The organism is Pelagibius sp., assembly GCF_028281305.1.
Classification (GTDB): domain Bacteria; phylum Pseudomonadota; class Alphaproteobacteria; order Kiloniellales; family Kiloniellaceae; genus Pelagibius.
Genome location: NZ_JANQKD010000016.1, coordinates 84,451 through 106,737, shown reverse-complemented (window position 1 = coordinate 106,737; position 22,287 = coordinate 84,451). Strand labels below are relative to the sequence as shown.

Annotated in this window: 19 protein-coding genes; 2 read left to right on the top strand and 17 right to left on the bottom strand. The window is 65.8% G+C overall.

The annotated features are described in order from the left end of the window. Positions 1 to 51 precede the first annotated feature (51 nt). The 17 genes from Q0982_RS04475 to Q0982_RS04395 form a co-directional block, all read right to left on the bottom strand. A complete protein-coding gene (locus tag Q0982_RS04475; RefSeq protein ID WP_299392185.1) occupies positions 52 to 255 on the bottom strand; it encodes a YnbE family lipoprotein in 204 nt (67 codons plus the stop codon). Positions 256 to 407: 152 nt separating this feature from the next. Continuing rightward, positions 408 to 3,560 carry a YdbH domain-containing protein gene (locus tag Q0982_RS04470; protein ID WP_299392183.1) on the bottom strand — a complete coding sequence of 1,051 codons (3,153 nt, stop codon included), beginning with the start codon at positions 3,558 to 3,560 and terminating at the stop codon, positions 408 to 410. A gap of 95 nt (positions 3,561 to 3,655) precedes the next feature. Then, positions 3,656 to 4,450, bottom strand: coding sequence for a xanthine dehydrogenase family protein subunit M (locus Q0982_RS04465; RefSeq protein ID WP_299392181.1), 795 nt, complete (start codon positions 4,448 to 4,450; stop codon positions 3,656 to 3,658). A 15-nt stretch (positions 4,451 to 4,465) separates the two neighbouring features. After that, positions 4,466 to 6,832: a xanthine dehydrogenase family protein molybdopterin-binding subunit gene (locus Q0982_RS04460; RefSeq protein ID WP_299392179.1), complete on the bottom strand. Its 2,367-nt coding sequence runs from the start codon at positions 6,830 to 6,832 to the stop codon at positions 4,466 to 4,468. Positions 6,833 to 6,836: 4 nt separating this feature from the next. Continuing rightward, positions 6,837 to 7,304 (bottom strand): (2Fe-2S)-binding protein, encoded by a 468-nt coding sequence (locus tag Q0982_RS04455; protein ID WP_299392177.1) that lies wholly within the window; start codon positions 7,302 to 7,304, stop codon positions 6,837 to 6,839. Positions 7,305 to 7,530: 226 nt separating this feature from the next. Continuing rightward, positions 7,531 to 8,157, bottom strand: coding sequence for a carbon monoxide dehydrogenase subunit G (locus Q0982_RS04450; protein ID WP_299392174.1), 627 nt, complete (start codon positions 8,155 to 8,157; stop codon positions 7,531 to 7,533). Positions 8,158 to 8,312: 155 nt separating this feature from the next. Then, positions 8,313 to 9,203, bottom strand: a complete 891-nt coding sequence (locus tag Q0982_RS04445) for an ABC transporter ATP-binding protein (RefSeq protein ID WP_299392171.1) — start codon at positions 9,201 to 9,203, stop codon at positions 8,313 to 8,315. After that, positions 9,203 to 9,946, bottom strand: coding sequence for an ABC transporter ATP-binding protein (locus Q0982_RS04440; RefSeq protein ID WP_299392169.1), 744 nt, complete (start codon positions 9,944 to 9,946; stop codon positions 9,203 to 9,205). Before Q0982_RS04440 ends, Q0982_RS04445 begins: the two co-directional genes overlap by 1 nt. Beyond that, a complete protein-coding gene (locus Q0982_RS04435) occupies positions 9,943 to 11,007 on the bottom strand; it encodes a branched-chain amino acid ABC transporter permease (RefSeq protein ID WP_299392166.1) in 1,065 nt (354 codons plus the stop codon). The genes Q0982_RS04440 and Q0982_RS04435 overlap by 4 nt, the downstream gene beginning before the upstream one ends. After that, a complete protein-coding gene (locus Q0982_RS04430) occupies positions 11,004 to 11,906 on the bottom strand; it encodes a branched-chain amino acid ABC transporter permease (protein ID WP_299392164.1) in 903 nt (300 codons plus the stop codon). The genes Q0982_RS04435 and Q0982_RS04430 overlap by 4 nt, the downstream gene beginning before the upstream one ends. Before the next feature lie 128 nt (positions 11,907 to 12,034). Then, positions 12,035 to 13,312 carry an amino acid ABC transporter substrate-binding protein gene (locus Q0982_RS04425; protein WP_299392161.1) on the bottom strand — a complete coding sequence of 426 codons (1,278 nt, stop codon included), beginning with the start codon at positions 13,310 to 13,312 and terminating at the stop codon, positions 12,035 to 12,037. A 180-nt stretch (positions 13,313 to 13,492) separates the two neighbouring features. Next, on the bottom strand, positions 13,493 to 13,906 hold the full coding sequence (locus Q0982_RS04420) for a Na+/H+ antiporter subunit G (protein ID WP_299392159.1): 414 nt from the start codon (positions 13,904 to 13,906) through the stop codon (positions 13,493 to 13,495). 12 nt (positions 13,907 to 13,918) lie between these two features. Then, positions 13,919 to 14,188 (bottom strand): K+/H+ antiporter subunit F, encoded by a 270-nt coding sequence (locus Q0982_RS04415; protein WP_299392156.1) that lies wholly within the window; start codon positions 14,186 to 14,188, stop codon positions 13,919 to 13,921. Further along, positions 14,185 to 14,676: a Na+/H+ antiporter subunit E gene (locus Q0982_RS04410; protein WP_299392153.1), complete on the bottom strand. Its 492-nt coding sequence runs from the start codon at positions 14,674 to 14,676 to the stop codon at positions 14,185 to 14,187. The genes Q0982_RS04415 and Q0982_RS04410 overlap by 4 nt, the downstream gene beginning before the upstream one ends. 16 nt (positions 14,677 to 14,692) lie before the next feature. Then, positions 14,693 to 16,225, bottom strand: coding sequence for a monovalent cation/H+ antiporter subunit D (locus tag Q0982_RS04405; RefSeq protein WP_299392152.1), 1,533 nt, complete (start codon positions 16,223 to 16,225; stop codon positions 14,693 to 14,695). Then, complete coding sequence (locus Q0982_RS04400; RefSeq protein WP_299392149.1) at positions 16,222 to 16,605, bottom strand: Na+/H+ antiporter subunit C; 384 nt, start codon at positions 16,603 to 16,605, stop codon at positions 16,222 to 16,224. The genes Q0982_RS04405 and Q0982_RS04400 overlap by 4 nt, the downstream gene beginning before the upstream one ends. Continuing rightward, complete coding sequence (locus Q0982_RS04395) at positions 16,606 to 19,494, bottom strand: monovalent cation/H+ antiporter subunit A (protein WP_299392145.1); 2,889 nt, start codon at positions 19,492 to 19,494, stop codon at positions 16,606 to 16,608. Positions 19,495 to 20,087: 593 nt separating this feature from the next. On the opposite strand from Q0982_RS04395, the gene Q0982_RS04390 reads away from it, so the two are divergent. Beyond that, complete coding sequence (locus Q0982_RS04390; protein ID WP_299392143.1) at positions 20,088 to 21,029, top strand: nucleoside hydrolase; 942 nt, start codon at positions 20,088 to 20,090, stop codon at positions 21,027 to 21,029. Between the two features lie 26 nt (positions 21,030 to 21,055). Beyond that, entirely contained in the window at positions 21,056 to 22,210 is a 1,155-nt protein-coding gene (locus Q0982_RS04385; protein WP_299392140.1) for an acetoin utilization protein AcuC, read from the top strand. The last annotated feature ends 77 nt before the right edge of the window (positions 22,211 to 22,287 follow it).

Sequence of the window (22,287 nt, the reverse complement as noted above, 5' to 3'; positions counted from 1 at the left end):
GCGGGGCTTGCCGGTCAGTTGGTCTGGGGCTTGTGGTCTGGGGCTTGCCGGTCAGAAGATATCCGGATTGCTCTGAATGTCCCTGTCGGCCTGTTCCTCGAGCTTTACCCGCACCTCCGCATCGAGCTTGACGTTCAGGTTAATAGTAATGGGCTCCTTGGGGGCCTCCACCTGTACTTTCGGTGTACAGGCGGCGAGAAACAGGCAGGGCCAAACCACTGCATAGGCCAAGGTGCGGCCGGAAACTCTCGTCAAAGCCTGTTCTCCCCTTACGAATCGCGCCTGATGTCTCAACCTTTGACAGCATAGCAGTCTGCCGGATTCTTATCCAACGACCCTATGGTGCAAGGGGTCATACGGCAGCGGGCCGCGGTTTATCCCCGCCGGTATTTTCAGTTGGAGGCGGTCTACTGCCGCAGGCGCCAGGCCCGGCGCAGCGCGTCGTCGGACAGGGAGAAGCCCTGGCGGACGGCCTCGAGGACGCTGGTCAGATTGCTCTCCAGGTTGATGTTGAACTGAAAGGGCTGGCCGTCCAGGACGGCGGGGTTCTGGCCCAGGATAGACAGCAGGACCTGGGCATCGTTGGCCAGCGTCTTGTTCACCGTCACGGAGAGCCGGTCATAGCGAAAGTCCTCCAGCGCCCGGATCGCCAGTTCCACCGTCTCGCCGCCGCCGGAGAGGGCCGAGATAAGTGCCTGGGAGCGAATGGAGAGCCGGCCCGGTGCTTGCGCCTCCAGCTTGCCGTTGTCGATCACCACGCCCGCTTCACCGACGCGGATCGGGATACGGCCAACCAGAATGCCGCTGCCGGAAAGGCCCTCGACCTCGATGAGCGCGAAGAAGGTCGCAAGATCCAGGGTCTCGGTGGCCAGCGCGATGGTGTTTTCCACTGCAGCCGGGTCCAGCCGTGTCGGCTCGATCCGCCAGGCCGCGCCGCCCAGGCGGAAGCTGCCGGCCGAAAGATCGACGCCCGGGTCCGGTTGTTGGTCCAGGCCAAAGCTGAGGTCGATCTCCGTGATCGGGGCGCCGGCATCGATCTCCCCGATGCGCAGACGTTGGTCCGACTTGCTCGCGATCGGCATGAGACTGTCGAGTTCGAGATCCAGGGCCAGCCCCTTGATGCCGACGCCCTGGGTTCGGAACGACAGACCCGCGGTTCTGACTTTCCCTGCGGAGGGAGCGCCGTCCATCGGCCAGTGCAGCGTCGCATCGCCGGTGAGACGGCCTTCCACTTCTTCCAGGTCCGCAAGGGCCGGTGAGATGTCCGACGGCTGCAATCCGTCCGGTGAAAACTGCAAACCGTCAAAGATGACACGCGCGGTGCCGGTGCCCGCATCGTCGTAGCGCCCCGTCAGCTTGGCAAGCGCCGGTCCGTCGGCCAGGCCGATCGTCGCTGTCAGGTCGAAGCCGGCGCCTGCACGCCGCAGCTCACCGTCCACAGCGACGGCTTCCAGGGGAAGGGTCGTCAGATCCGCCGTCAGGCTGGCAATCGAGAAGCGGCCCAGCGCGGGCAGCAGGTCCTGGTCCAGGTCGCTTTCGGCTGTCATCTCTGCAGCCGTCACGCCGTAGGCCGGGATGGCGATCCGGCCGAATTTGGCTGCCGCGGTGGCAGCGTGGCCTCGATCCACCGCGAAGCGCCCGTCGAGGGTAAAGGCGGCGTCCTCCAGACCAACCTCCAGACGCTCGTCGGCCGTGATGAGGTCCAGGACTGCCGAGGGGTCGCGGGCCTGCAGGCGGTAACTGTAGGCGGCGTCCTCTTCGCTCCAGCGGACACGGGCCTGGGTGATCGTCAAAGCCGTCTGCTCCTTGAAGCGCAGAGGCAGCGGGCCGGCGATCTGCTGCACCGCGATGCTGCCGCTGCCGTCCAGGCTGGCTTCGAGCCTGCCGGGCCGGAAGTCGACACGCAGCGGCAGGGCAACGTCCAGCCCGCGGGCCTCGCCTGCGGCAACGGCAAAGCGCTCGGCTGTGAGCGCCGTCGACAGGGTTCCGCTGAAGCGCTTCAGGAGACCGTTGCGCGCCAGTGTGGCCCGGCCCAACGCGACGGCCTCAGCACTGACACCCTGCTCACTGCTGAAACTGAGCGGGAGCGTGACCTGCGCATCCTCGGGCGGCCAGGCGGCCGTCATGGTGGCCGCGGCGGGCCTGGGCTGCGACGCCGAAACGGAAAGCGAGAACCCGGATTGCAGAACCGGCCGATGCTCCCGCAGGACCCCGAGACTTGCCAGGGTCCGTTCGGCAATGCTTTCGATCCGCAGTTCCATGTCGTCGGTCAGGCGCAGGCTCACCCTGCCGCCCTGCAGATCGGCGATCAGCGGAATGTGGGCCGAGATCCCGCCGCTGCCATCCGACAGCGCGACATCGGCCAGAATGAGATCGCCATGCAGCAGGGCGTTGCCGCTCTCCATCAGCGCTGCGAGCGCGTCCCCGGTCGCATCCGGCCAGGAGTTGCTGCGACCTCGCGGCTGCAGGGCTGATCCCGGCACATCCGCGCGCAGATCGGCGATGAAGGTGAGCTGGCCCTGTTCAGGGGCAGGTTCCGGCAGCTCCAGCAGGCCGGCCAGGGCGCCCTGCGTGCCGACCTCGGCGGCGAGAGAGACGGCGAGTTCGCGGGTTGCAGCGCCTCCGGACAGGTCGGCGGCTTCCAGGCCGCCATCCAGGTCCACGACGATGGTTTCGCCTTCGCCGTCAAGCCGGGCGCTTAAGGTCAGACCGCTCAGATCGCCGCGCGCTTCCAGGCGCCCCTGCATGAAGGTCAGCGGTGGCGCGCCCTCTCGGCGGTAGACAAGATCCTCGAAAGCGAGGTTGCTGTTCAGTCTCGGCGTGCCGCCTGCGGGCCGGGCGACGGCCAGTGTGCCGGCGACCTGTCCGATCCCGAAGTCCTGCCAGCGGAACTCGCCCTCGTCGATCTGCGCCCTTGCGGCAAAGTCTCCCGTGCTGCCGAGCCGCCCTTGCAGACTGGCGGCAAGCCGGCCCAGGGGGCTGTCCGCCCGCGCTGCCAGCGTGGCTGCCAGGGTGCCGTCCGCCTGCCGTTCGAGGCCGCCGTCAAGCCAGACTTCCATAGCGCCCTGCGGGGTTATCGCTACAACCCGGCCGCCGCTCAGGGTGACCGGCGGGACGGCTGGTGTGGTGGGTTCCGCGCGCGGCCCCGTGTCCTGAGCGCGGAGCGTATCGATAGCAGCCTGAAGGCTGCCGAAGAGGGGACCCTGGCCGGTGAGATCGATCGAGAGGCCCGGGCCTTCGACGGTCACCGCGGTGACTTCCGCGCCCGTCAGGCTGACATCCAGATCCAGGATGATCCGCTCAGCCGTCAGTTCCTCGGCATCGCCCAGAGCCAGGGGGCCGAGCACCGCCCGGTTGAGGGAAAGCTGCTCGACCTCCAGCGCTGCCACCGCGATGCCGCGGTCCTCCAAGACACTGTGCAGGAGTCCGCCCGCGATCTCATTGCGCAGCCCCAGCACTACCAGGACGACGGCAGCGATGAGCACCGTGAGGCCGAGGGCCGGCCGGCGAGGCCAGGGTCGCTTTGTCTTGGAGGTTGCTTCGCGTTGCGGGTCGGCCATGGGCGAAAGCTACCGCGGGCCGGCGCCGCCGCAAACTCGGAAAAGCGAAGGCCGGGCCCAGCGGGCCCGGCCTTGCACAGACGTCAAGCTGGCGTTCAGCTGGCGGATTCGACCGCCCGCCGCAGCATCACACTGACCAGATGGGCGCGATAGTCAGCCGAGGCATGCATGTCGGCGTTCAGGCCGTCCGCGCCCACGGTGACACCCGAAACCGCATCAGCGGAAAAGCCGCTGCCGAGCGCCGCTTCGGCATCGCCGATCCGGAACACGGACGGCCCGGCGCCGGTGACCGCGACACGGGTGCCCGCCGGGCCGCTGGCGGCCATGACGCCGACAATGGCATAGCGGGAAGCCGGGTTGGCGAACTTGGCATAGCCGGCCTTTTCCGGGATCGGGAAGGAGACCGCGGTGATGATCTCGCCCTCGTCCAGGGCGGTTTCGAACATTCCCGTGAAGAAGTCGTCTGCCGCGATCTGCCGCTTGTCGGTGTGGACCGTGGCGCCGAGCCCGACCACGGCCGCCGGATAGTCGGCAGCCGGATCGTTGTTGGCGATAGACCCGCCGATGGTGCCGCAGTTGCGGACCTGGGCGTCGCCGATCCCCTCGGCCAGCGCAGCCAGCGCCGGGATCTTGGCTTTCACCGTCGCGTCATTGGCCACGGTGGCGTGGGTCGTCATCGCGCCGATGACCAGAGCCCCGCCGTCTTCCTTGATTCCCTTCAGTTCGGCAATGGCGCCGAGGTCAATCAGGTCGGAAGGGCTGGCGAGGCGCTGCTTCAGCGTTGCGATCAGGGTCATGCCGCCGGCGAGAAGTTTGCCGTCCGAAGCGCCGGCCAGGGCGCTTGCGGCTTCGGCGACCGAGCCGGGGCGGTGATGGTTGAAATCGTACATCGTTGTCGTCTCCCCTTACTCGGCGGCCATCTTCTGCTGGTTGGCCAGGCGCCAGACCTTCTCGGGGCTGGCGGGCATATCCATGGAAAGGATGCCGAGCGCATTGGTAATGGCGTTGATGGTGGCGGCCGGGGCGGCAATCGCGCCGGCTTCGCCGCAGCCTTTCACACCCAAGGGATTGTGGGTGCAGGGCGTCTCCGTCATGCCGACGCGGAAAGACGGCAGGTCGTCGGCCCGCGGCATGCAGTAGTCCATGTAGGACCCGGTCAGGAGCTGCCCGCTGTCGCCGTCGTAGACGCAGTTCTCGAGCAGCGCCTGGCCCACGCCCTGGGCAATGCCCCCGTGAACCTGGCCTTCGACCACCATCGGATTGATTATTTTGCCGAAGTCGTCGACAGCGACCCAGTCGACGATTTCCGTCACCCCGGTGGAGGGGTCGATCTCCACCTCGCAGATGTGCACGCCCGAGGGATAGGTGAAGTTCAGAGGGTCGTAGAAGGCGGTCTCGTCGAGGCCGGGCTCCACGCCCTCCGGATAGTTGTGCGGCACATAGGCGGTGAAGGCGACCTCGGCGATGGACTTCTCCTTGTCGGTCCCGGCGACCCGGAAGGTACCGTTCTCGAACTCGACGTCGTCCACCGAAGCTTCCATCAGATGCGCTGCGATCTTGCGCGACTTCTCGATGATCTTGTCGCAGGCGCGCGAGATCGCCGAGCCGCCGACCGCCAGGGATCGCGAGCCGTAGGTGCCCATGCCCATGGGGATCGATCCGGTATCGCCGTGCACGATCTCCACGTTCTCGATAGGCACACCGAGGGTATCGGACACCAACTGCGAGAAGGTGGTTTCATGGCCCTGGCCGTGGCTGTGGGCCCCGGTGAAGACCGAGACCGAGCCTGTCGCGTTGAAGCGGACCTGGGCGGATTCCCAGAGGCCGACGCCGGCGCCGAGGGAGCCCACCACCGCGGAAGGGGCGATGCCGCAGGCCTCGATATAGGCGGAGAAGCCGATGCCCCGGAGCATGCCCTTGGCCTCGGAGGCCGAACGGCGGCCCGCGAAGCCGTCGTAGTCGATCATCTCCAGCGCCTTGTCGAGGGAGGCGCCGTAGTCGCCGATGTCGTACTGCAGCGCCACCGGGGTCTGGTAGGGGAACTGGTCCGGCTGGATGAAGTTCCGGCGCCGGATCTCGGCGGGGTCGAGCCCCATTTCCCGCGCCGCGACCTCGACCAGCCGCTCGACGACGTAGGTGGCCTCGGGCCGCCCGGCGCCGCGGTAGGCGTCGACAGGCGCGGTGTTGGTGAAGACCGCCTTCACGTTGGCAAAGATGACCGGCGTGGTGTACTGGCCGGCCAGCAGCGTCGCGTAGAGGTAGGTCGGCACCGAGGTCGAGAAGCTGGACAGATAGGCGCCCATGTTCGCCGTGGTGTCCACCTTCATGCCCAGGAACTTGCCGTTTTCGTCCATCGCCAGTTCGGCGTGGGTGATGTGGTCGCGCCCGTGGGCATCGGAGGTGAAGCTCTCGGTGCGCTCCGCCGTCCACTTCACCGGCGCCTTTACCTTTTTGGCGGCCCAGGTGCAGACCGTCTCTTCAGCGTAGCAGAAGATCTTGGAGCCGAAGCCGCCGCCGACATCCGGCGCGATCACCCGCAGCTTGTTCTCGTTCAGTCCCAGCACGAAGGCGCAGAGGATGAGCTTGAGCAGGTGCGGGTTCTGGCTGGTGGAGTAGAGCGTGTAGCTGTCGGTCCCCATGTCGTATTCGCCGATCGCCGCCCGCGGCTCCATGGCGTTGGGGATCAGCCGGTTGTTCACGAGATCGACCCTGGTGACATGATGCGCCTTGGCGAAGGCGGCATCGGCCTCGGCCTCGTCGCCCAGGACCCAGTCGTAGCAGAGATTGCCCGGCGCCTCCTCGTGCAGCAGCGCCGCGGAACCGTCGCGGGCCTTGCCGGTCTCTGCAACCGCCGGCAACTCGTCATAGTCGACCTCCACCAGCTCTGCGGCCTGGCGGGCGGCGGCATAGGTCTTGGCGATGACGACCGCCACATGGTCGCCTACGTAACGCACCTTGTCCCGGACCAGCGGGAAGTGCGGCGGTGCCTTGTGCGGCTCGCCGTGGCGGTCGTTGACCACCCAGCCGCAGGGCAGGGAACCGACGTTGTCGGCGGCCATGTCGGCGCCCGTGAAGACGGCGACAACGCCCTCGGCGGCTTCGGCGTCGGCCTTGTTCACGCTCTTGACCGCGGCATGGGCGTGGGGCGAACGCACGAAGTAGGCGTGAAGCTGGCCCGGCCGGTTGATATCGTCGGTGTAGCGGCCCTCGCCGGTCAGGAAACGGAAGTCTTCCTTGCGCTTGACGCTGGCGCCAATTCCGGTGTCTGTCATGGCCCTAACCCCTCATGCTTGCGGCGGCGGATTGGATCGCCTTGACGATGTTGTGGTAGCCGGTGCAGCGGCAGATGTTGCCTTCCAGCCACTCGCGGATCTCGCCCTCGTCCGGGTTGGGGTTCTTTTTCAGCAGATCGACCGCCGACATCACCATTCCAGGTGTGCAGAAGCCGCACTGCAACCCATGGTGTTCGCGGAAGGCTTCCTGCATCGGGTGCAGGCTGCCGTTGCTCGCCAGCCCTTCGATGGTCGTCACCTCGGCGCCGTCGGCCTGCAGCGCCAGCATGCTGCAGCTTTTCACGGACTCGCCGTCGACGTGGACCACGCAGGCGCCGCACTGGCTGGTGTCGCAGCCGACGTGTGTCCCGGTAAGCGAAAGCTGTTCACGCAAGAATTGAACAAGCAGTGTGCGGCCTTCGACCTCGCCCGTCACCGCCTGCCCATTGACTGTCATCGAAACAGTGGGCATGGGGATCTCCCTTCATTGACCTCCGAACGGAATGTCCGGTTATTCTTGTCTGCAACCGCCCGATTGCCAGTCGGTACCCTGCGGCCGCCGTATGTTCTGCGGGGAATCAGTGTGTTGCGGTAGGATTTTCAGGTCAAGGGGCGCGGCTGTCCCGGGCCTGATACTTTGGTCTAGGTCGACCAGAAAACGCTGTTTTGTGACGCCATGATTACGGCGCGAACCTCACTCAGAGTGCAAAGACCGCAAGCAGGATAAGGACAACGACAAGCAGGCCGGTCACCCAGACACCGAGCGAAGCGCCGGCGCCGACATCGGCATCCGGGTCCGCTGTGGCGGCGGCTGCAGCCGGTGCCGGTGACGGCGCGGCGGCGGGCCCGGGAGCAGGCGCCTCGGCCGCTGCCGGCTCTGCCGGTGGCGCCCCGACGGTCTCCGCAAAGCGGGAGAAGAAGTCGTCGGCCATCTTCTTGGCCGTCCCGTCGATGAGGCGGGAGCCGATCTGGGCCAGCTTGCCGCCGACCTTGGCCTCGACATCGTAGTTCAGCAGGGTTCCGGCGCCGTCTTCTTCCAGGCGCACCTTGGCACCCCCCTTGGCAAAGCCGGCTGCGCCGCCCTTGCCCTCGCCGGAAATCGTGTAGCCGTTGGGCGGATCCAGGTCGCTGAGCGTGACCGCCCCTGCAAAGCGCGCGGAGACGGGCCCCACCTTGGCTTTGACCTTGGCCGTAAACTCGGTGTCCGAGGTTTTCTCGATCTCTTCCACGCCCGGAATACAGGCGCGCAGAACCTCGACGTCGTTGAGCGCTTCCCAAACCGCCTGGCGCGGCGCCTCGATACGGTACTGGCCGGTCATCTGCATGATCTTCAGGAACCCTTTTCGAAAGGCCGGCGGCGGAGCGGCTCGCGCCATTGCCCACACAGCACTGCATAAGCGTCAGAGCATTGCCGCTCGACCCCGCGGGTTCAAGCCCTACCTTCGGCCAAGCGGCCATGCGTCAAACGCAGGGAAGAGGGTTACCCGCCGAGGAACAGGCGCCCGACCTGGGGATCCTCCAACAGGCGGTCGCCGGCATCGGCCATGGCAAGCTCGCCGGAGACCAGCACATAGCCGATATCGGCAAACTCCAGGCCCTTCTTGGCGTTCTGCTCCACCATGATGATGGTCTTGCCTTCGCCCTTCTGCAGGTCGTTCAGGATCTCGAAGACCATGTCGATGAAGCGCGGCTCCAGCCCGATGGAGGGCTCGTCCACCAGCAGGACCTCCGGCTCCATGACCAGAGCGCGGGAAATCTCCAGCAGCCGGCGCTCGCCGCCCGAAAGCACCTTGGCCTGGTGCCCGCGCCGCTCGGCCAGGCGCGGATACTTGTCGAAGATCTGCTCCGCCTTCTTTCTCGCCTGGGCGGGGCTGTCCATCAGGTAGCCGCCCATCCAGAGGTTCTCTTCCACCGTCATGGCCGGAAAGACCGACTTGTCCTGCAGGATGTAGGCGACCCCCGCCGTGCGCAGCTTGTCCTTGGGGGAGAGCTTCGTGACATCGCGGCCGCCCACCGTGATGGAGCCGGCGAAGATGTTGGTGAAGCCGAAGATGGAATGCAGCACGGTGGACTTTCCGGCCCCGTTCGGCCCGATCAGGCAGAGCGACTGGCCGCGGCCGACCTGCAGATTGAAGTCATGCAGGATTTCCATCTTGCCGTAGCCGGCCCGCAGACCGTCGATGCTGACATAGGGCTCACCAGTGGCGAGGGCGGCGATGCGCCCCTCGGGAATGCCGGACTCAGTCAGCGCTGCCGCCTGGCGATTCACGTCCTCGACGGAGATGACCGTCTCGACGCCGCCCAGGCCGTAACCGCGGATCCGCTTGGCGTCTTCCTGGTTGCTCTCAGATTGGTTGTTTTCAGGCGCCATCAGTGGGCCCCCAGGTAGGCGTCGATGACCCGCTGGTCGTTCTGGATCTCGCCCGGCGGGCCTTCCGCCAGGAGTTCGCCGTGGGCGAGACAGTAGATGTTTTCCGCCAGGTTCATGATGACGCGCATGTTGTGTTCGATGACGAAGAGGGTGATCCCGAATTCCTCGTTGGCCCGTTTCAGCCGGTCGATCAGGCCGTTGATCAGGGTCGGGTTGATGCCGGCGGTCGGTTCGTCGAGCAGCAGCACCTTGGGCTCGTTCATCAGCGCCATGGCGAACTCCAGCAGCTTCTGCTGCCCGAAAGAAAGGTCGCCCGAGATCAGGCGCCGCTTGGCGTAGAGGCCGACGAACTCCAGCAGTTGCTCGGCCTTGTCCACGAGCTCCGGCTGGAAGGGTGTGAACATCGTGCGCCAGCCGGCCTCCCGGTGGGGCACCGAGATCAGCATGTTTTGCACGCAGTCCATCTTGGAATAGATGCGCGTCTGCTGGAAGGTGCGCAGCAGGCCCAGCCGGGCGATCTGCGGCACGCGGAGCCTGGAAATCTCGCGCCCCTCGAAGCGGATCGAGCCCTCGTCGATGGGGTGATAGCCGACGATGGAGTTGAACAGCGTTGTCTTGCCGGAGCCGTTGGGCCCGATCAGGCCGGTGATCTTGCCGGGCGGGACGCGCAGCGACACGTCGCGGTTGGCCTGGACACCGCCGAAGGCCTTGGAGACGCCGGCGACCTCGATCATGTCGGTCATTCTGCGGCACTCCGTTGTTCGCGGTTTGCGGTGCTGCTGTCCTCGTCGACGCGGATGCCGAAGGCTTCCGGCCACTTTTCCTGCGCCCAGCCGAGCAGGCCCTGCTGGAAGTAGACCACGTTGATAATGATCAGAAGGCCGAGGGCAACCCACTGCCAGCCCAGCAGGTGGGTCCAGGTGACCTCCTTGATCACGTGGAACAGGGTGGCGCCCAGGACCGGGCCCCAGAGCGTGCCCTTGCCGCCCAGAAGGGCCATGAGCACCATGAAGATGCCGAAGGTGACGGTCGGAAAGGCGACCTCAAGCGGTTCGATGAAGCCGCTCATGTTGCCGTAGATGGCGCCGGAGATGCCCAGGAAGAAGGCGGCGATGGACCAGGCGATGATCTTGTAGCGCAGGGTGTGAACCCCCATGGCCTCGGCCTTGGCCTCGTCGTCGCGGATGGCGTTGATCGCCAGCTTGAAACGGGTGGCGTAGAGGATCCGGAGGAACAGAAAGGTGGCGACCGCGCTGCCGAAACAGAGGAAGTAGAACAGGTTGGCGCGAGCGTCGGGCTCGCCGGGGTAGGTGGGCATGGAGATGCCGCTGCCGCCGCCCAGCCAGTCCCAGGCCCCCACCAGTTCGCCCGCCGCAATGGCCACGCCCAGCGTGCCGATGGCGAAGTACGGCCCGCGCAGGCCGAAGACGATCCAGCCGAAGATCACCGCGAAGACCGCGGAGATCACCGCAGAGGCGAGGATGCCGAGCACCAGGCCGAGGTAGTACTGGCCTGGCGTGAAATCGACACGCACCGCGCCGTAGGCCGAGGTGTATTCTCCGACGTTGTAGTAGAGGCCGATCTGAATGACGGCGCAGGCGTACATGCCGGCACCGAAGAAAAAGATGTTGCCCAGCGAGTTGTAGCCCATCTGCCCGCCCATGATGTCCCAGGTCAGGGCGAAGAGAATCATCACCCAGAGGACGGCGATCTGGAAGGTGTAGTTGGGGAACACGAAGGGCGCGGCGATGCCGCCGAGCAGGATCAGTCCGTAGAGAAGAAACTGTCTCTGTTGCGCCGTCATTGCACCACCTGCCTGATCCGGCTCTGCTGGATCTGCCGCCAGACAAGAACGGCGACCAGCAGGCCGACCACCGTGGCCTGCTGGAACTCGGCACCCATGACGAAGCCGCTGTACTGCTCGGCGACGCCGAGCCCGAGGCCGGCGATGATGACGCCCGGCAGATTGCCGAAGCCCGCCGCCGTCACGATGACGAAGGATCGGATGGAGTGGGTGATGCCGTAGAAGGGCTGGATCACCCAGATCATGGCGATCAGCACCCCGGCAGCCCCGCAGATCGCGGCGTTCAGCGAGAAGGTGAAGGCATAGACCCGGTCAGTGTCGATGCCCATGATCTTGGCGGCGCGCGGGTCCTGCGCCGTGGCGCGGATCGCCTGGCCCATGCGGCTGCGCTTCATGAAGATGACCACCGCAATGGCCAGGGCCGCGGCCATCGCGAAGGACACCAGCTTGATGTCAGCGACGGTCAGTTGATTGTCGAGCGCCGAGCGGATTGCGAAGCCGGACTCGGCGATCTTCACCTCAGGGCCGTAGATGAGGTTCAAGGTCTGCTGCACCACAATGGCGATGCCAAAGGTCGCCAGCAGCGACGTGAAGAGGTCGCGGTCGATGACCCGGCGGATGACCAGGACGTAGACCGCCCAGCCGAAGGCGAACATGACGACGACGGCCACCGGCAGCCCGAAGATCGGGTGAATGCCAAGCTCTGCCAGGCTGTAGGCGATGTAGCCGCCCATGATGACGAAGTCGCCCTGGGCCAAGTTCTTGACGTTCATCACGCCCCAGACCAGGGCCAGTCCATAGGCCGCAAGGGCGAAGATGGCGCCGATGAAGAGCCCGTCGAGCAACAGTTGGATGTTGAAGACAGGGGCCAGCCCCAGAAGGGACAGGTTATCGAACATTGCAGATCAACTCAGAGCGATGGCTTGAAGCGGGATGCGGCGCAGCCGGCACCGCCGCCGGCCCTTTCGGCCGGCGGCGGCAGATCCGGGTGAGGAGACGCGCATGACGCGGTCCCCGCCAAGGCACCTCAGAATCCCGCGTCGCGCGGATAGTTCACCGGATGCGAAGCCCACTTCGAGGGGGCCACCACGTTGTACTGTCCTTCCTGGATCTGGCGCAGCACCATCGGCTTGGCGATGTTGTTGCCGGCCTCGGAGAACTTGATGGGACCGTAGAAGGTGTTCATCTCGGTGGCGGCAATGGCATCGCGGACCTTGCCGATTTCGAAGCTGTCGGCCCGCTCGAAGGCGTCCTTCCAGACCATCACGGCTGCTGCCGCCTGGGCAGACTGATACGGCACCGTGGTGTAGCCCTCGAAGGTCTGCTTGAACTCTTCGTGGAACTCCGCGGCGGTCCCGAACAGCGGGTCCTCGTAGGTCAGCGTCTCGGCCCACTGCGTCGAGCAGAGGATGTCGTTGGCACCGGCCCCGAACTTGTCGGTGACCTTGGCGGCCTCGCAGTGGGTCATGGCGATCATCGGGATGTCGATCTTCATCTCGTTGATCTGGCGCACCGCCGTGGCGGCGCCCTTGGAGTGGCCGGAGACGATGAGCAGGTCCGGCTTCAGGGCCTTGGCCTTGGTCAGGGTCGCGGACATGTCCGAGAGGTCGCGCGGCAGCTTGTCGTCGATGACGATCTTCATATCGTACTTCTTGGCGTCGTCCATGACGCCGGCACGCACGTCAAGCGAGAAGGGATCGTTCTCGAAAGCCATGGCGATCTTGATGTCGGAGGGCTTGCGGCCCTCCTTTTCCGCCATCTCGGCGGCCAGATCGATGGCGCTGGCCAGATACTGCTCGGAGGTCGAGAGCACGGCGAAGAGATACTTGTAGCCCTGGGTAAAGAGCGAGCGCGAAGCACCCTCGGCCTCCACCATCGGGATCTTGTACTTCTCGGTCACCGGCGCGATCGCCTTGGTGAGGCCGGAGGAGTACGGGCCCAGCATGAACTGCACACCGTCCTGCTTGATCAGGCGTTCGGCGAGCTGCGCGCCGCGGGCCGGGGTGGATTCATCGTCGTAATAGACGACTTTCAACTTGTAGGACTTGCCGCCGACGGTGACGCCGCCGTTGTCGTTGATCTTCTTGACGGCAATCTCATAGCCGTTCTGTGCGTGGACGCCGTTGGTGGCGTACTTGCCGGTCAGCGAGATTGCCGAGCCGAGCACGATGGTGTCGCCCTCAACCTTGGCGTTTGCCGCGCCGGAGGCGAGCAGCCCGACAGCCGTGCCCGCGGCAAGCAACGCCGAGAAGGCGCGCCTCGTCGTGATTTTCTTCGTCTTTTCAGACGGATAGCCCAGATGCATTTGGTTTTCCTCCCATGGTCCAAGCGTATGCTTGCATCGTTCAAACCCGCGGCTCTGCGGCAGCGGTTGCCATGGGATAATAGAGAGGCCACGGTCAGGCGCAAGTCCCCCCTGGCCGTAGGGATATCTACCGTATTGGCCGTCAGTGCCCTGACGGTGCCCGGTCTGCCTTGGGGGGCGCTACTTGCCGTGGCGCCGGGGAATGGTCAGCGAGCTCGGCTCGTCGTCATCCGCGCTGGGCGGCTTGTCGAAGCTGGCCCAGCCGCACTCGCTCCCGGTCTCCGGCAGCTTCAGTTCGCTTTGGCCGTGGCGGTGCAGGAACGACTTGGCGATGAAGTTTGCCGTGATCGGTGCGGTGAGGAAGAGAAAAATCGTGATCAGCAGTTCGTGGACGGTGAGCGTGCTCTGATCCCAGAGCATGAAGATGATCGAGGCGATCAGGACCGAGCCGACGCCCAGGGTGGTGGCCTTGGTCGGCCCGTGCAGGCGGCTCATGAGATCGGGCAGCTTGGCCAGGCCGTAGGAGCCGACCAGACCGAAGATGCCGCCGAAAACAATCACCGCTGAGAGCAGGAGTTCAACCAGCCAGTCCATGACAGCCTGCCGCTATTCGATGATGTCGCCGCGCAGGATGAACCTGCAGAAGGCGACTGTCGTGATGAAGCCGACCATGGCGAAGAGCAGGGCCGCCTCGAAGTAGACAGCGGTGCCCTGCGCGACGCCGTAGAGCACCAGCAGCGCGATGCCGTTGATGACCATGGTGTCCAGGGCCAGCACACGGTCGGCAACGCTGGGTCCCTTGGCGAGACGGTAGAGATTGAGCAGCAGCCCAAGCGCAAAGCAGGCGAAGCCGAAGAAGAGCGCATAGGTGATCATTCGAAAATCTCCTTCAGTCGTGCTTCGTAGCGCGTCTTGATCTGGGTCACCGTTCCCTCCGGATCGCCGGTATCCAGGCAGTGGACCAACAGCACGCGGCCGTCGGCGGAAAGGTCGGCAGAGACGGTTCCCGGCGTCATGGTGATGGTACCCGCCAGCACGGTGATGGCCTCCGGCGAGTAGATCTCGAGCGGAACGGCGATGAAGTGCTGACGCAGCTTGTTGTTCGGCTTGAAGACGACGATGTAGGCGACCTGGATGTTGGCCAGCACGATGTCCCAGAGCACGATCAGGCCGTACTCCGCGATCATCAGCGGGTTGCGGACGCGCGGGCGGCTCGGCCAGAAAGCCTGTGTGAGAAGGGGCACGGTCACGCCGAGGAACACGCCCAGAACCAGGCCGCCGATCGAAAAGGCGTTCAGCAGCATCATCCAGACGATGGTCAGGGTGACCGTCAGCAGCGGGTGCGGGAGCAGTTTGGCTAGCATCGGCTGGTCTCCTCGCTCATCGCGCCGCTGTCATGTCGGGGCCGAGCACCGCGCGAATGTAGCCGGCAGGCTCGTAGAGGCTCGCCGCCGTCGCCTCGAGATAGCCCGTGACCGGGCCGGCAAAGATCGCCACGGCAACCATGGCGGCGAGCATGGCCCCTGCGGCAGCCATCGGCAGGGCGGGAAGCGGTGGCGTGGTCTCGCCTTCCTCCGGACCCGGGATCGAGGCGCTCTTCCAGAACACGACGCTGCCGGCCCGTGCAAAGCCGACGATGGCGATCAGGGAGGTGATGAGGATCACGGCCCAGATGGTTGTCATGGAGTCCGACGCGCGGGCGCTGTCCAGGACCAGAAGCTTGCCAAGGAAGCCGGTCATCGGCGGCATGCCGGCCATGGCGATCGCAGCCAGGAAGAAGAGACCCGCCAGCAGGCCGGTCTGGGCAAAGCGCGGCGCGGTGATCAGGCGGTCCCCGGCGCCGCCGCGGCGCATGCTGATCTGGTCGGCGAGCAGGAACAGGGCCGCGGTCGCGAAGGTCGAGTGGATCAGATAGAACAGGGCCGCCACGGTTGCGGCCGGCGTGAAGATGGAGATCGCCGTCAGCAGGGTGCCCATGGAGGCGACCACGGAGAAGCAGACCAGCCGCGTCAAGGCTTTGGCGCCGAGCACGCCGACGGTGCCGATCACCAGCGTCACAAGGGCGGCGGGCAGCAACCAGTCGGCGGCGATCCAGGCGGTTTCGCCCGCGGACTCGCCGAAGACCAGCGTGAACACCCGCAGGATCGAATAAGCGCCGACCTTGGTCATGATGGCGAAGAGGGCGGCCACGGGCGCTGGGGCATTGGCATAGGTCCCGGGCAGCCAGAAATGGATCGGCACCAGGGCGGCCTTGACGGCAAAGACCACCAGCAGCAGCAGCCCGCCGGCGCGCAGCAGTGCCTCGTCACCCGGGGCGATATGCTGCACCTTGACGGCCAGGTCGGCCATGTTGAGCGTGCCGGTAACGCCGTAGATGATGCCGACGGCAATAAGGAAGAGGGTAGATCCGGCGAGGTTTACGACCACGTACTGAACGCCGGCGCGCGTCCGCGCTGCGCCGCCGCCGTGCAGCATCAGGCCGTAGGAGGCGATCAGCAGCACCTCGAAGAAAACGAAGAGATTGAAGATATCACCGGTCAGGAAGGCGCCGGTGATGCCCATCAGCTGGAACTGGAGCAGCGCGTGGAAGTGGCGGCCCCGCGTGTCCCAGCCGGAGCTGATGGCATAGCCCGCCACCACCACGGCCAGGATGCCGGTGAGCAGCACCATCAGGGCTGAGAGACGGTCGAGCACCAGCACGATGCCGAAGGGCGCCGGCCAGTTGCCGAGTTCGTAGACCTGCGGCGGCCCGCCGGCGGCCTCGTCCAGCAGCATCAGCGCGATGCCCAGCAACGCGACCGCACCGGCCATCGAGAAAACCCGCTGCAGCAGCAGGTCGTGGCGCATCGCCAGAACGATGAAGGGGGCCAGCAAGGCCGGCAGTATGACCGGCAGAATGATCAGGTGATTCATGCGGAGGCCCCTCCGCCGCCGGCTGGGCGTCCATCGCCGGCGTCTTCGGGCTCCGCGTCGACATTGGTATCGACGGCATCGGAACCGGCCTCGAGGTAGGCTCGCAGCGCCAGCACCACGACGACGGCGGTCATGCCGAAGGAGATCACGATGGCGGTCAGCACCAGGGCCTGCGGCAGCGGATCGGTGTAGCTGGTCACGCCGTCGGTGATCACCGGTGGCTGGTCGATGACCAGCCGCCCGGTGGCGAAGAGAAAGAGATTGACGGCATAGGACAGCAGGGCGAGCCCGACGATGACCGGGAAGGTCCGCCCGCGTAGCACCAGGTAGACTCCTGCCGCGGTCACGGAGCCAACGCCGCTGGCAACCAGGAACTCCATCTAGACGCTCTCCTTCGCGGCCACGCCGGCCTTGCTGGCGTCACCGCTGCTTCCGGCCTCGTCATCCGGTACCGGGCTGAAATCCATCGGCTCGGCGCTGACCGGCTCTTCAGTGCGCCGCGCCAGGCGCGAGAGATTGGCCAGTGCCAGCATCACCGAGCCGACGACGGTCAGGAACACGCCGACGTCGAAGCTCATGGCGGTTGCCAGTTCGAACTCCTCCAGGATCGGCAGCTTCACATAGGTGAAGTCACTGGTGAGGAAGGGACGGCTGGCCAGCCAGGCGCCGACACCGGTGAGCCCGGCAATGAGGACGCCCCAGGCGATCATGGCGTGATAGTCGATCCTCATGCGCCGCTCGGCCCAGCCGAAGCCGCTGGCCATGTACTGCATGAGAAAGGCGATGGCGACGACCAGGCCCGCGATGAACCCGCCGCCGGGCTCGTTATGGCCGCGCAGGAAGATGTAGATACCGACCAGCAGCGAGAGCGGCAGCATCACCCGGGTCGCGACGACCATCATCAGCGGATGGCGGTCCTGGGCGCGCTCCTGGTCCGGGATCCAGGAATTCAGCCGCTTGGCGGCGGGGCCGTGGAGGGCGCCGTCGATCAGCGCGTAAATGGCCAGCGCCGCGATGCCGAGAACGATGATCTCCCCGAAGGTGTCAAAGCCGCGGAAGTCGACGAGGATGACGTTCACCACATTGGTGCCGCCGCCGCCCGGCTTGGACTCGGCCAGATGGAAGTCCGAGATCGAGGAGAAGTCCCGGGTCATCACCATGAAGATCAGCGACCCGATGCCAAGGCCGCTGAGGCCGGCCAGCAGACCGTCGCGGGCGCGCCGTGAGACCGAGCTTTCGCGCGGTGTCTCCTTGGGCAGGAAGTTGAGGGCCAGCAGCAGCAGGATCACGGTGACCACTTCGACGGAGATCTGCGTCAGCGCAAGGTCGGGGGCCGAGAGATAGACGAAGGCGATCGAGACGATGAGCCCGATCACGCCGACGAGGACGAGGGTCAGCAGGCGGTTGCGGTGGAAGAAGACAATGGAGATGCAGGCGCCGATCAGCAGCAGCCAGCCGAGCACCGGAACGAAGGGGGCCTCGGTCATACCGCGCGTGCCGGCCAGATGCTCGCCGCCGGCAAAGGCGGCGGTACCGACCACCAGGGTGGTCGCGATGAAGAAGGCCATGTAGCGGCGCAGCGAGCCGTTGTGCAGCCCGTCGATCACCAGGTTGCTGAAGGCGGCCAGTCCGTTCACCGTGGCATCGAACATGGTCTTTGCCTCCGGCCGCGGCAGGGCCAGGCGCAGCCGGTTGAAGGCGGCATGGCGCAGCAGCAGGAAGATGCCGACAAAGACCGCAATCGCGCTCATGCCCAGGGCCAGGTTGAAGCCGTGCCAGAGCGCCAGATAGAAGTCGGGCAGGGGCGCGCCGGTGACGGCGCCCGAGACCACGGTCACCAGGGGCTGGGCCACGATCCCCGGGAGCAAACCGATCACGATGACCAGGACGACCAGCAGGGCCGGCGGCAGATACATCCCTGCCGGCGGGTCGTGGGGATGATGCGGGTAGTCGTCGCGCTGCGGCCCGAAGAAGACGTGGAAGACGTAGCGGAAAGAGTAGGCGACCGAGAAGACCGCGCCCAGGGTCGCGAGCGCCGGCAGGATCCAGGGATTGCCGGCCCAGGGCGTGAGGGCCGCCTCGTGCAGCATCATCTCCTTGGAGATGAAGCCGTTGAACGGCGGAATCCCGGCCATGGAAAAGGCCGCGAGAGTGGCAATCGTGGCGGTGATCGGCATCAGCGCCGCCAGACCGCCCAGGCGCTTCGCATCGCGGGTGCCGGTTTCGTGGTCGACGATCCCGGCGGTCATGAAGAGCGCGCACTTGAAGGTGGCGTGGTTGAGAATGTGAAAGACGCCGGCGATGGCCGCCATGGGCGTGCCGAAGCCGAACAGCATGGTCACCAGCCCGAGGTGGCTCACGGTCGAGTGGGCCAGCAGGCCTTTGAGATCGTCCTTGAAGAGCGCGATCCAGGCGCCGACCACCATGGTGACGAGGCCCGTGGTGGCGACGATATAGAACCAGGCATCGGTGCCCGCCAGCACCGGCCACATGCGCGCCATCAGGAAGATGCCCGCCTTCACCATGGTGGCGGAGTGCAGGTAGGCGCTGACCGGGGCCGGCGCCGCCATGGCGTGGGGCAGCCAGAAGTGGAAGGGGAACTGTGCCGACTTGGTGAAGCAGCCGCCAAGGATCAGCAGCAGGGCCGGGATGTACAGGGGCGAGGCCTTGATCTCCTCGCCGTGCTGCAGAATGACGGTGAGATCGTAGGAGCCGACGATGCTGCCGAGGATCAGCATGCCGGCGATCATCGACAGGCCGCCCATGCCGGTGACGGCCAGGGCCATGCGTGCGCCCTGCCGGCCCTCCGGCAGATGCTTCCAATAGCCGATCAGCAGGAAGGACGAGAGGCTCGTCAGCTCCCAGAAGATCAGCAGCAGCAGGACGTTGTCGGAAAGCACGATGCCCACCATCGCGCCCTGGAAGAGCAGCAGATAGGCATAGAACTGCCCCATCGGATCTTCTTTGGCGAGGTAGTACCGCGCGTAGGTGATGATCAGCAGCCCGATGAAGAGGATCAGTCCGGCAAAGAAGAATCCGAGGCCGTCGAGGAAGAACGTCACGTTCAGGCCGAGCGCCGGCAGCCATTCCCAGCGCACCTGCAGCACCTCGCCGGCGAAGACGGCCGGGGCCTGGACCAGCAGCAGGATCAGCGCCGTCAGCGTGACGGCACCGGTCGTCAGCGCACAGGCGTCACGGCCGGCACGAATCAGGAGGCCGGGCAGCAGGGCGCCCAGGAATGGCAGGAGGACGATCCAAGCCAGTGTCATGCCGCGCCTGTCTTTCTGAGGACGGTCCTTCCGGGAGTGATCTTTCCGGGAGCGGTCGTTCTGGGGAGTGTTCGTGGCACCTGTGGAGACGAGCCCTGCGTCAAAGCGTTTCTGCGGTCTTTTGTTTCAGTCCGAGGCCCCGGGAAACCATCCCCGGCACGCCCGGACCGTTATGAATTCGCGCCTAGTCACGGTTCTGCCCCGATCAAGGCAACCCGGTCAAGGCAAACAGCAAGCCAGACAGACAGGAAACCCGCCGCCCTCCGTCCCGCCTGGCCCTTGAGCCTCGCAGGGTGGGTGAGCGGGGTGACCGCGACAGAGATGATGGAGTGTGCCCCGGAGCGCCGCCTGTTCGACCTTGTTTTCTCGGAGATGTCCCTTGGTGTCTCGGTTTTCAAGTGAAAGCGGTGCGTTAGCCGTCTGATTTCCGTACGACTCCGATTCGCTACGCCCCTGCAAGCCCCGGGCCGGCAGCGGAGCCTTTGCCGCGGGGCTTGCAGGGGCGGCGCCAATCGGGCATCGCTAGGAGCCTTATCACCAACTGCCGCGTGTCGCTGCTGCGCGTCGCCCCCGGACCCTCAGGAATCCAAAGCATGCCCCCAAGACCCATCATCATCGATACAGATCCCGGACAGGACGATGCCATCGCCATCCTGCTTGCCCTTGCCTCCGAGGAGTTCGAGGTGCTCGGCATTACGACGGTTGCGGGCAACGTGCCGCTGCGCCTGACGGAAGCCAACGCCCGCCGGATCTGCGAATTGGCGGGGCGTCCGGAGATGAAGGTTTTTGCCGGCTGCGCGCGCCCCTTGGTCAGATCGCTGGTCACCGCCGAAGAGGTTCACGGCAAGACCGGTCTCGACGGATCCAACCTGCCGGATCCCACGATGCCGCTGCAGGACGGTCATGCCGTCGACTGGCTTGTCGATACGCTGCGCGCGGCCCCACCGCAGTCCGTCACGCTGTGCACCCTGGGTCCGCTGACCAACATTGCCGCCGCCATGATCAAGGCACCTGATATCGTCGGCCACATCGAGCAGCTCGTGATGATGGGCGGCGGATTCTTCGAAGGCGGCAACGTGACGCCGACCGCCGAGTTCAACATCTACGTCGATCCGCATGCGGCACAGGTTGTCTTCAGTTCTGATCTAAAGCTCGTGATGCATCCTCTTGATGTAACGCACAAAGCGCTGATGAAGCGTGAGTGGATCGACTCTCTGCGCGCTCTGGGCACGAGGACCGGTGTGGCGGCAGCGGGCATGCTGGATTTCTATGAGCGCTTCGATATGGAGAAGTACGGCGAGGACGGCGGGCCGCTGCACGATCCCTGCGTTCTGGCCTATCTCCTGCAGCCGGACCTGTTCCAGGGCCGCGACTGCAACGTGCAGGTCGAAACCGGCTCCGAACTCACCATGGGCATGACCGTCGTGGATTGGTGGGGTGTCACCGACGGGCGGCGCAACTGCCATGTGATCAACGGGATCGACGCGGCCGGCTTCTACGATCTTATCCGCGAGCGGCTCGCGCGGCTGCCCTAGCGTCTTGCGCTTCCCCTTCGCAGCCGATGATTGAGGGCCCGATCCCGGCTGAAGCGCCGCGCTTCATCGGCAGCGAGATCTATCGCCGCTCGACCTATGGCGGGCGCCATCCCCTGGCCATCCCGCGCGTATCCACCTGTATCGACCTCTGCCGGGCTCTGGGTTGGCTGCCGGACACGGTCTACATCGACAGCCCGCGCGCCACGCCAGTGCAACTGGCGCGGTTTCACGACCCGGCCTACATCGCCGCGGTCCAGCGCGCCGAACGCCAGCAGCGTCTGAGCGAAGACGAGCAGCGGCGCTTCAACCTCGGGCGCAACGGCAATCCCATCTATGCGGAGGTCTTCCGGCGCCCGGCGACGGCCTGCGGCGCCTCGATCCTGGCAGGCGAACGCCTGGCGGACCCGGGTGTGATCCACAGCCCTGCCGGCGGCACCCACCATGGCCGGGCCGACCATGCGAGCGGCTTCTGTTACTTCAATGACCCGGTGCTGGGAATTCTGGCGATGCTGGATGCCGGCCTCACGCGGATCGTCTATCTCGACATCGACGCCCATCATGGCGACGGCGTGCAGGACGCCTTTCATGACGACCCGCGCGTCTTCACGCTTTCGATCCACGAGGATGCGCGCTGGCCCATGAAAGGGGGTGGCCCCGACCAGACCCCCGCTGCCGGAAGTGTCGACGACCGTGCCGGCGGCCTGGCCCGCAATCTGCCGGTGCCGGCCGGCTTCAACGATAGCGAGATGGCGTTCCTGATGGAGGAGGCGGTGTTGCCGCTGATCACCGCCTTCGTTCCCGAAGCCGTGGTTCTGCAATGCGGCGCCGACGGGCTGGAGGAGGATCCTCTCAGCAAGCTCTCTCTGTCCAACGGGGCGCTCTGGCGTGTCGTCGCTCAGGTCCGCGATCTTGCGCCGCGCCTGCTGATCCTTGGGGGCGGGGGTTACAATCCCTGGTCCGTCGGGCGTGCCTGGGCGGGGGTCTGGGCGACCCTCAACGGCTTTCCCGTTCCGGAGCGCCTGCCGACCGCGGCGGAAGCGGTCTTGCGGGGTCTGGACTGGCGCCACAGCAAGGGCCGCAATCCGCCGGAGCACTGGTTCACCACGCTGGCCGACCGGCCGCGGGAAGGCCCGCTGCGCCCGGAGATCCGGGGTCTTGCGGCGCGGATCCTGACCGCCTGAGGGAGTGCCGCCTTGTATCCTGAGATGACTCCGAATGGACCTTGTCCTGCCCGACGCGGGCAGCTAATGCTTGCGCC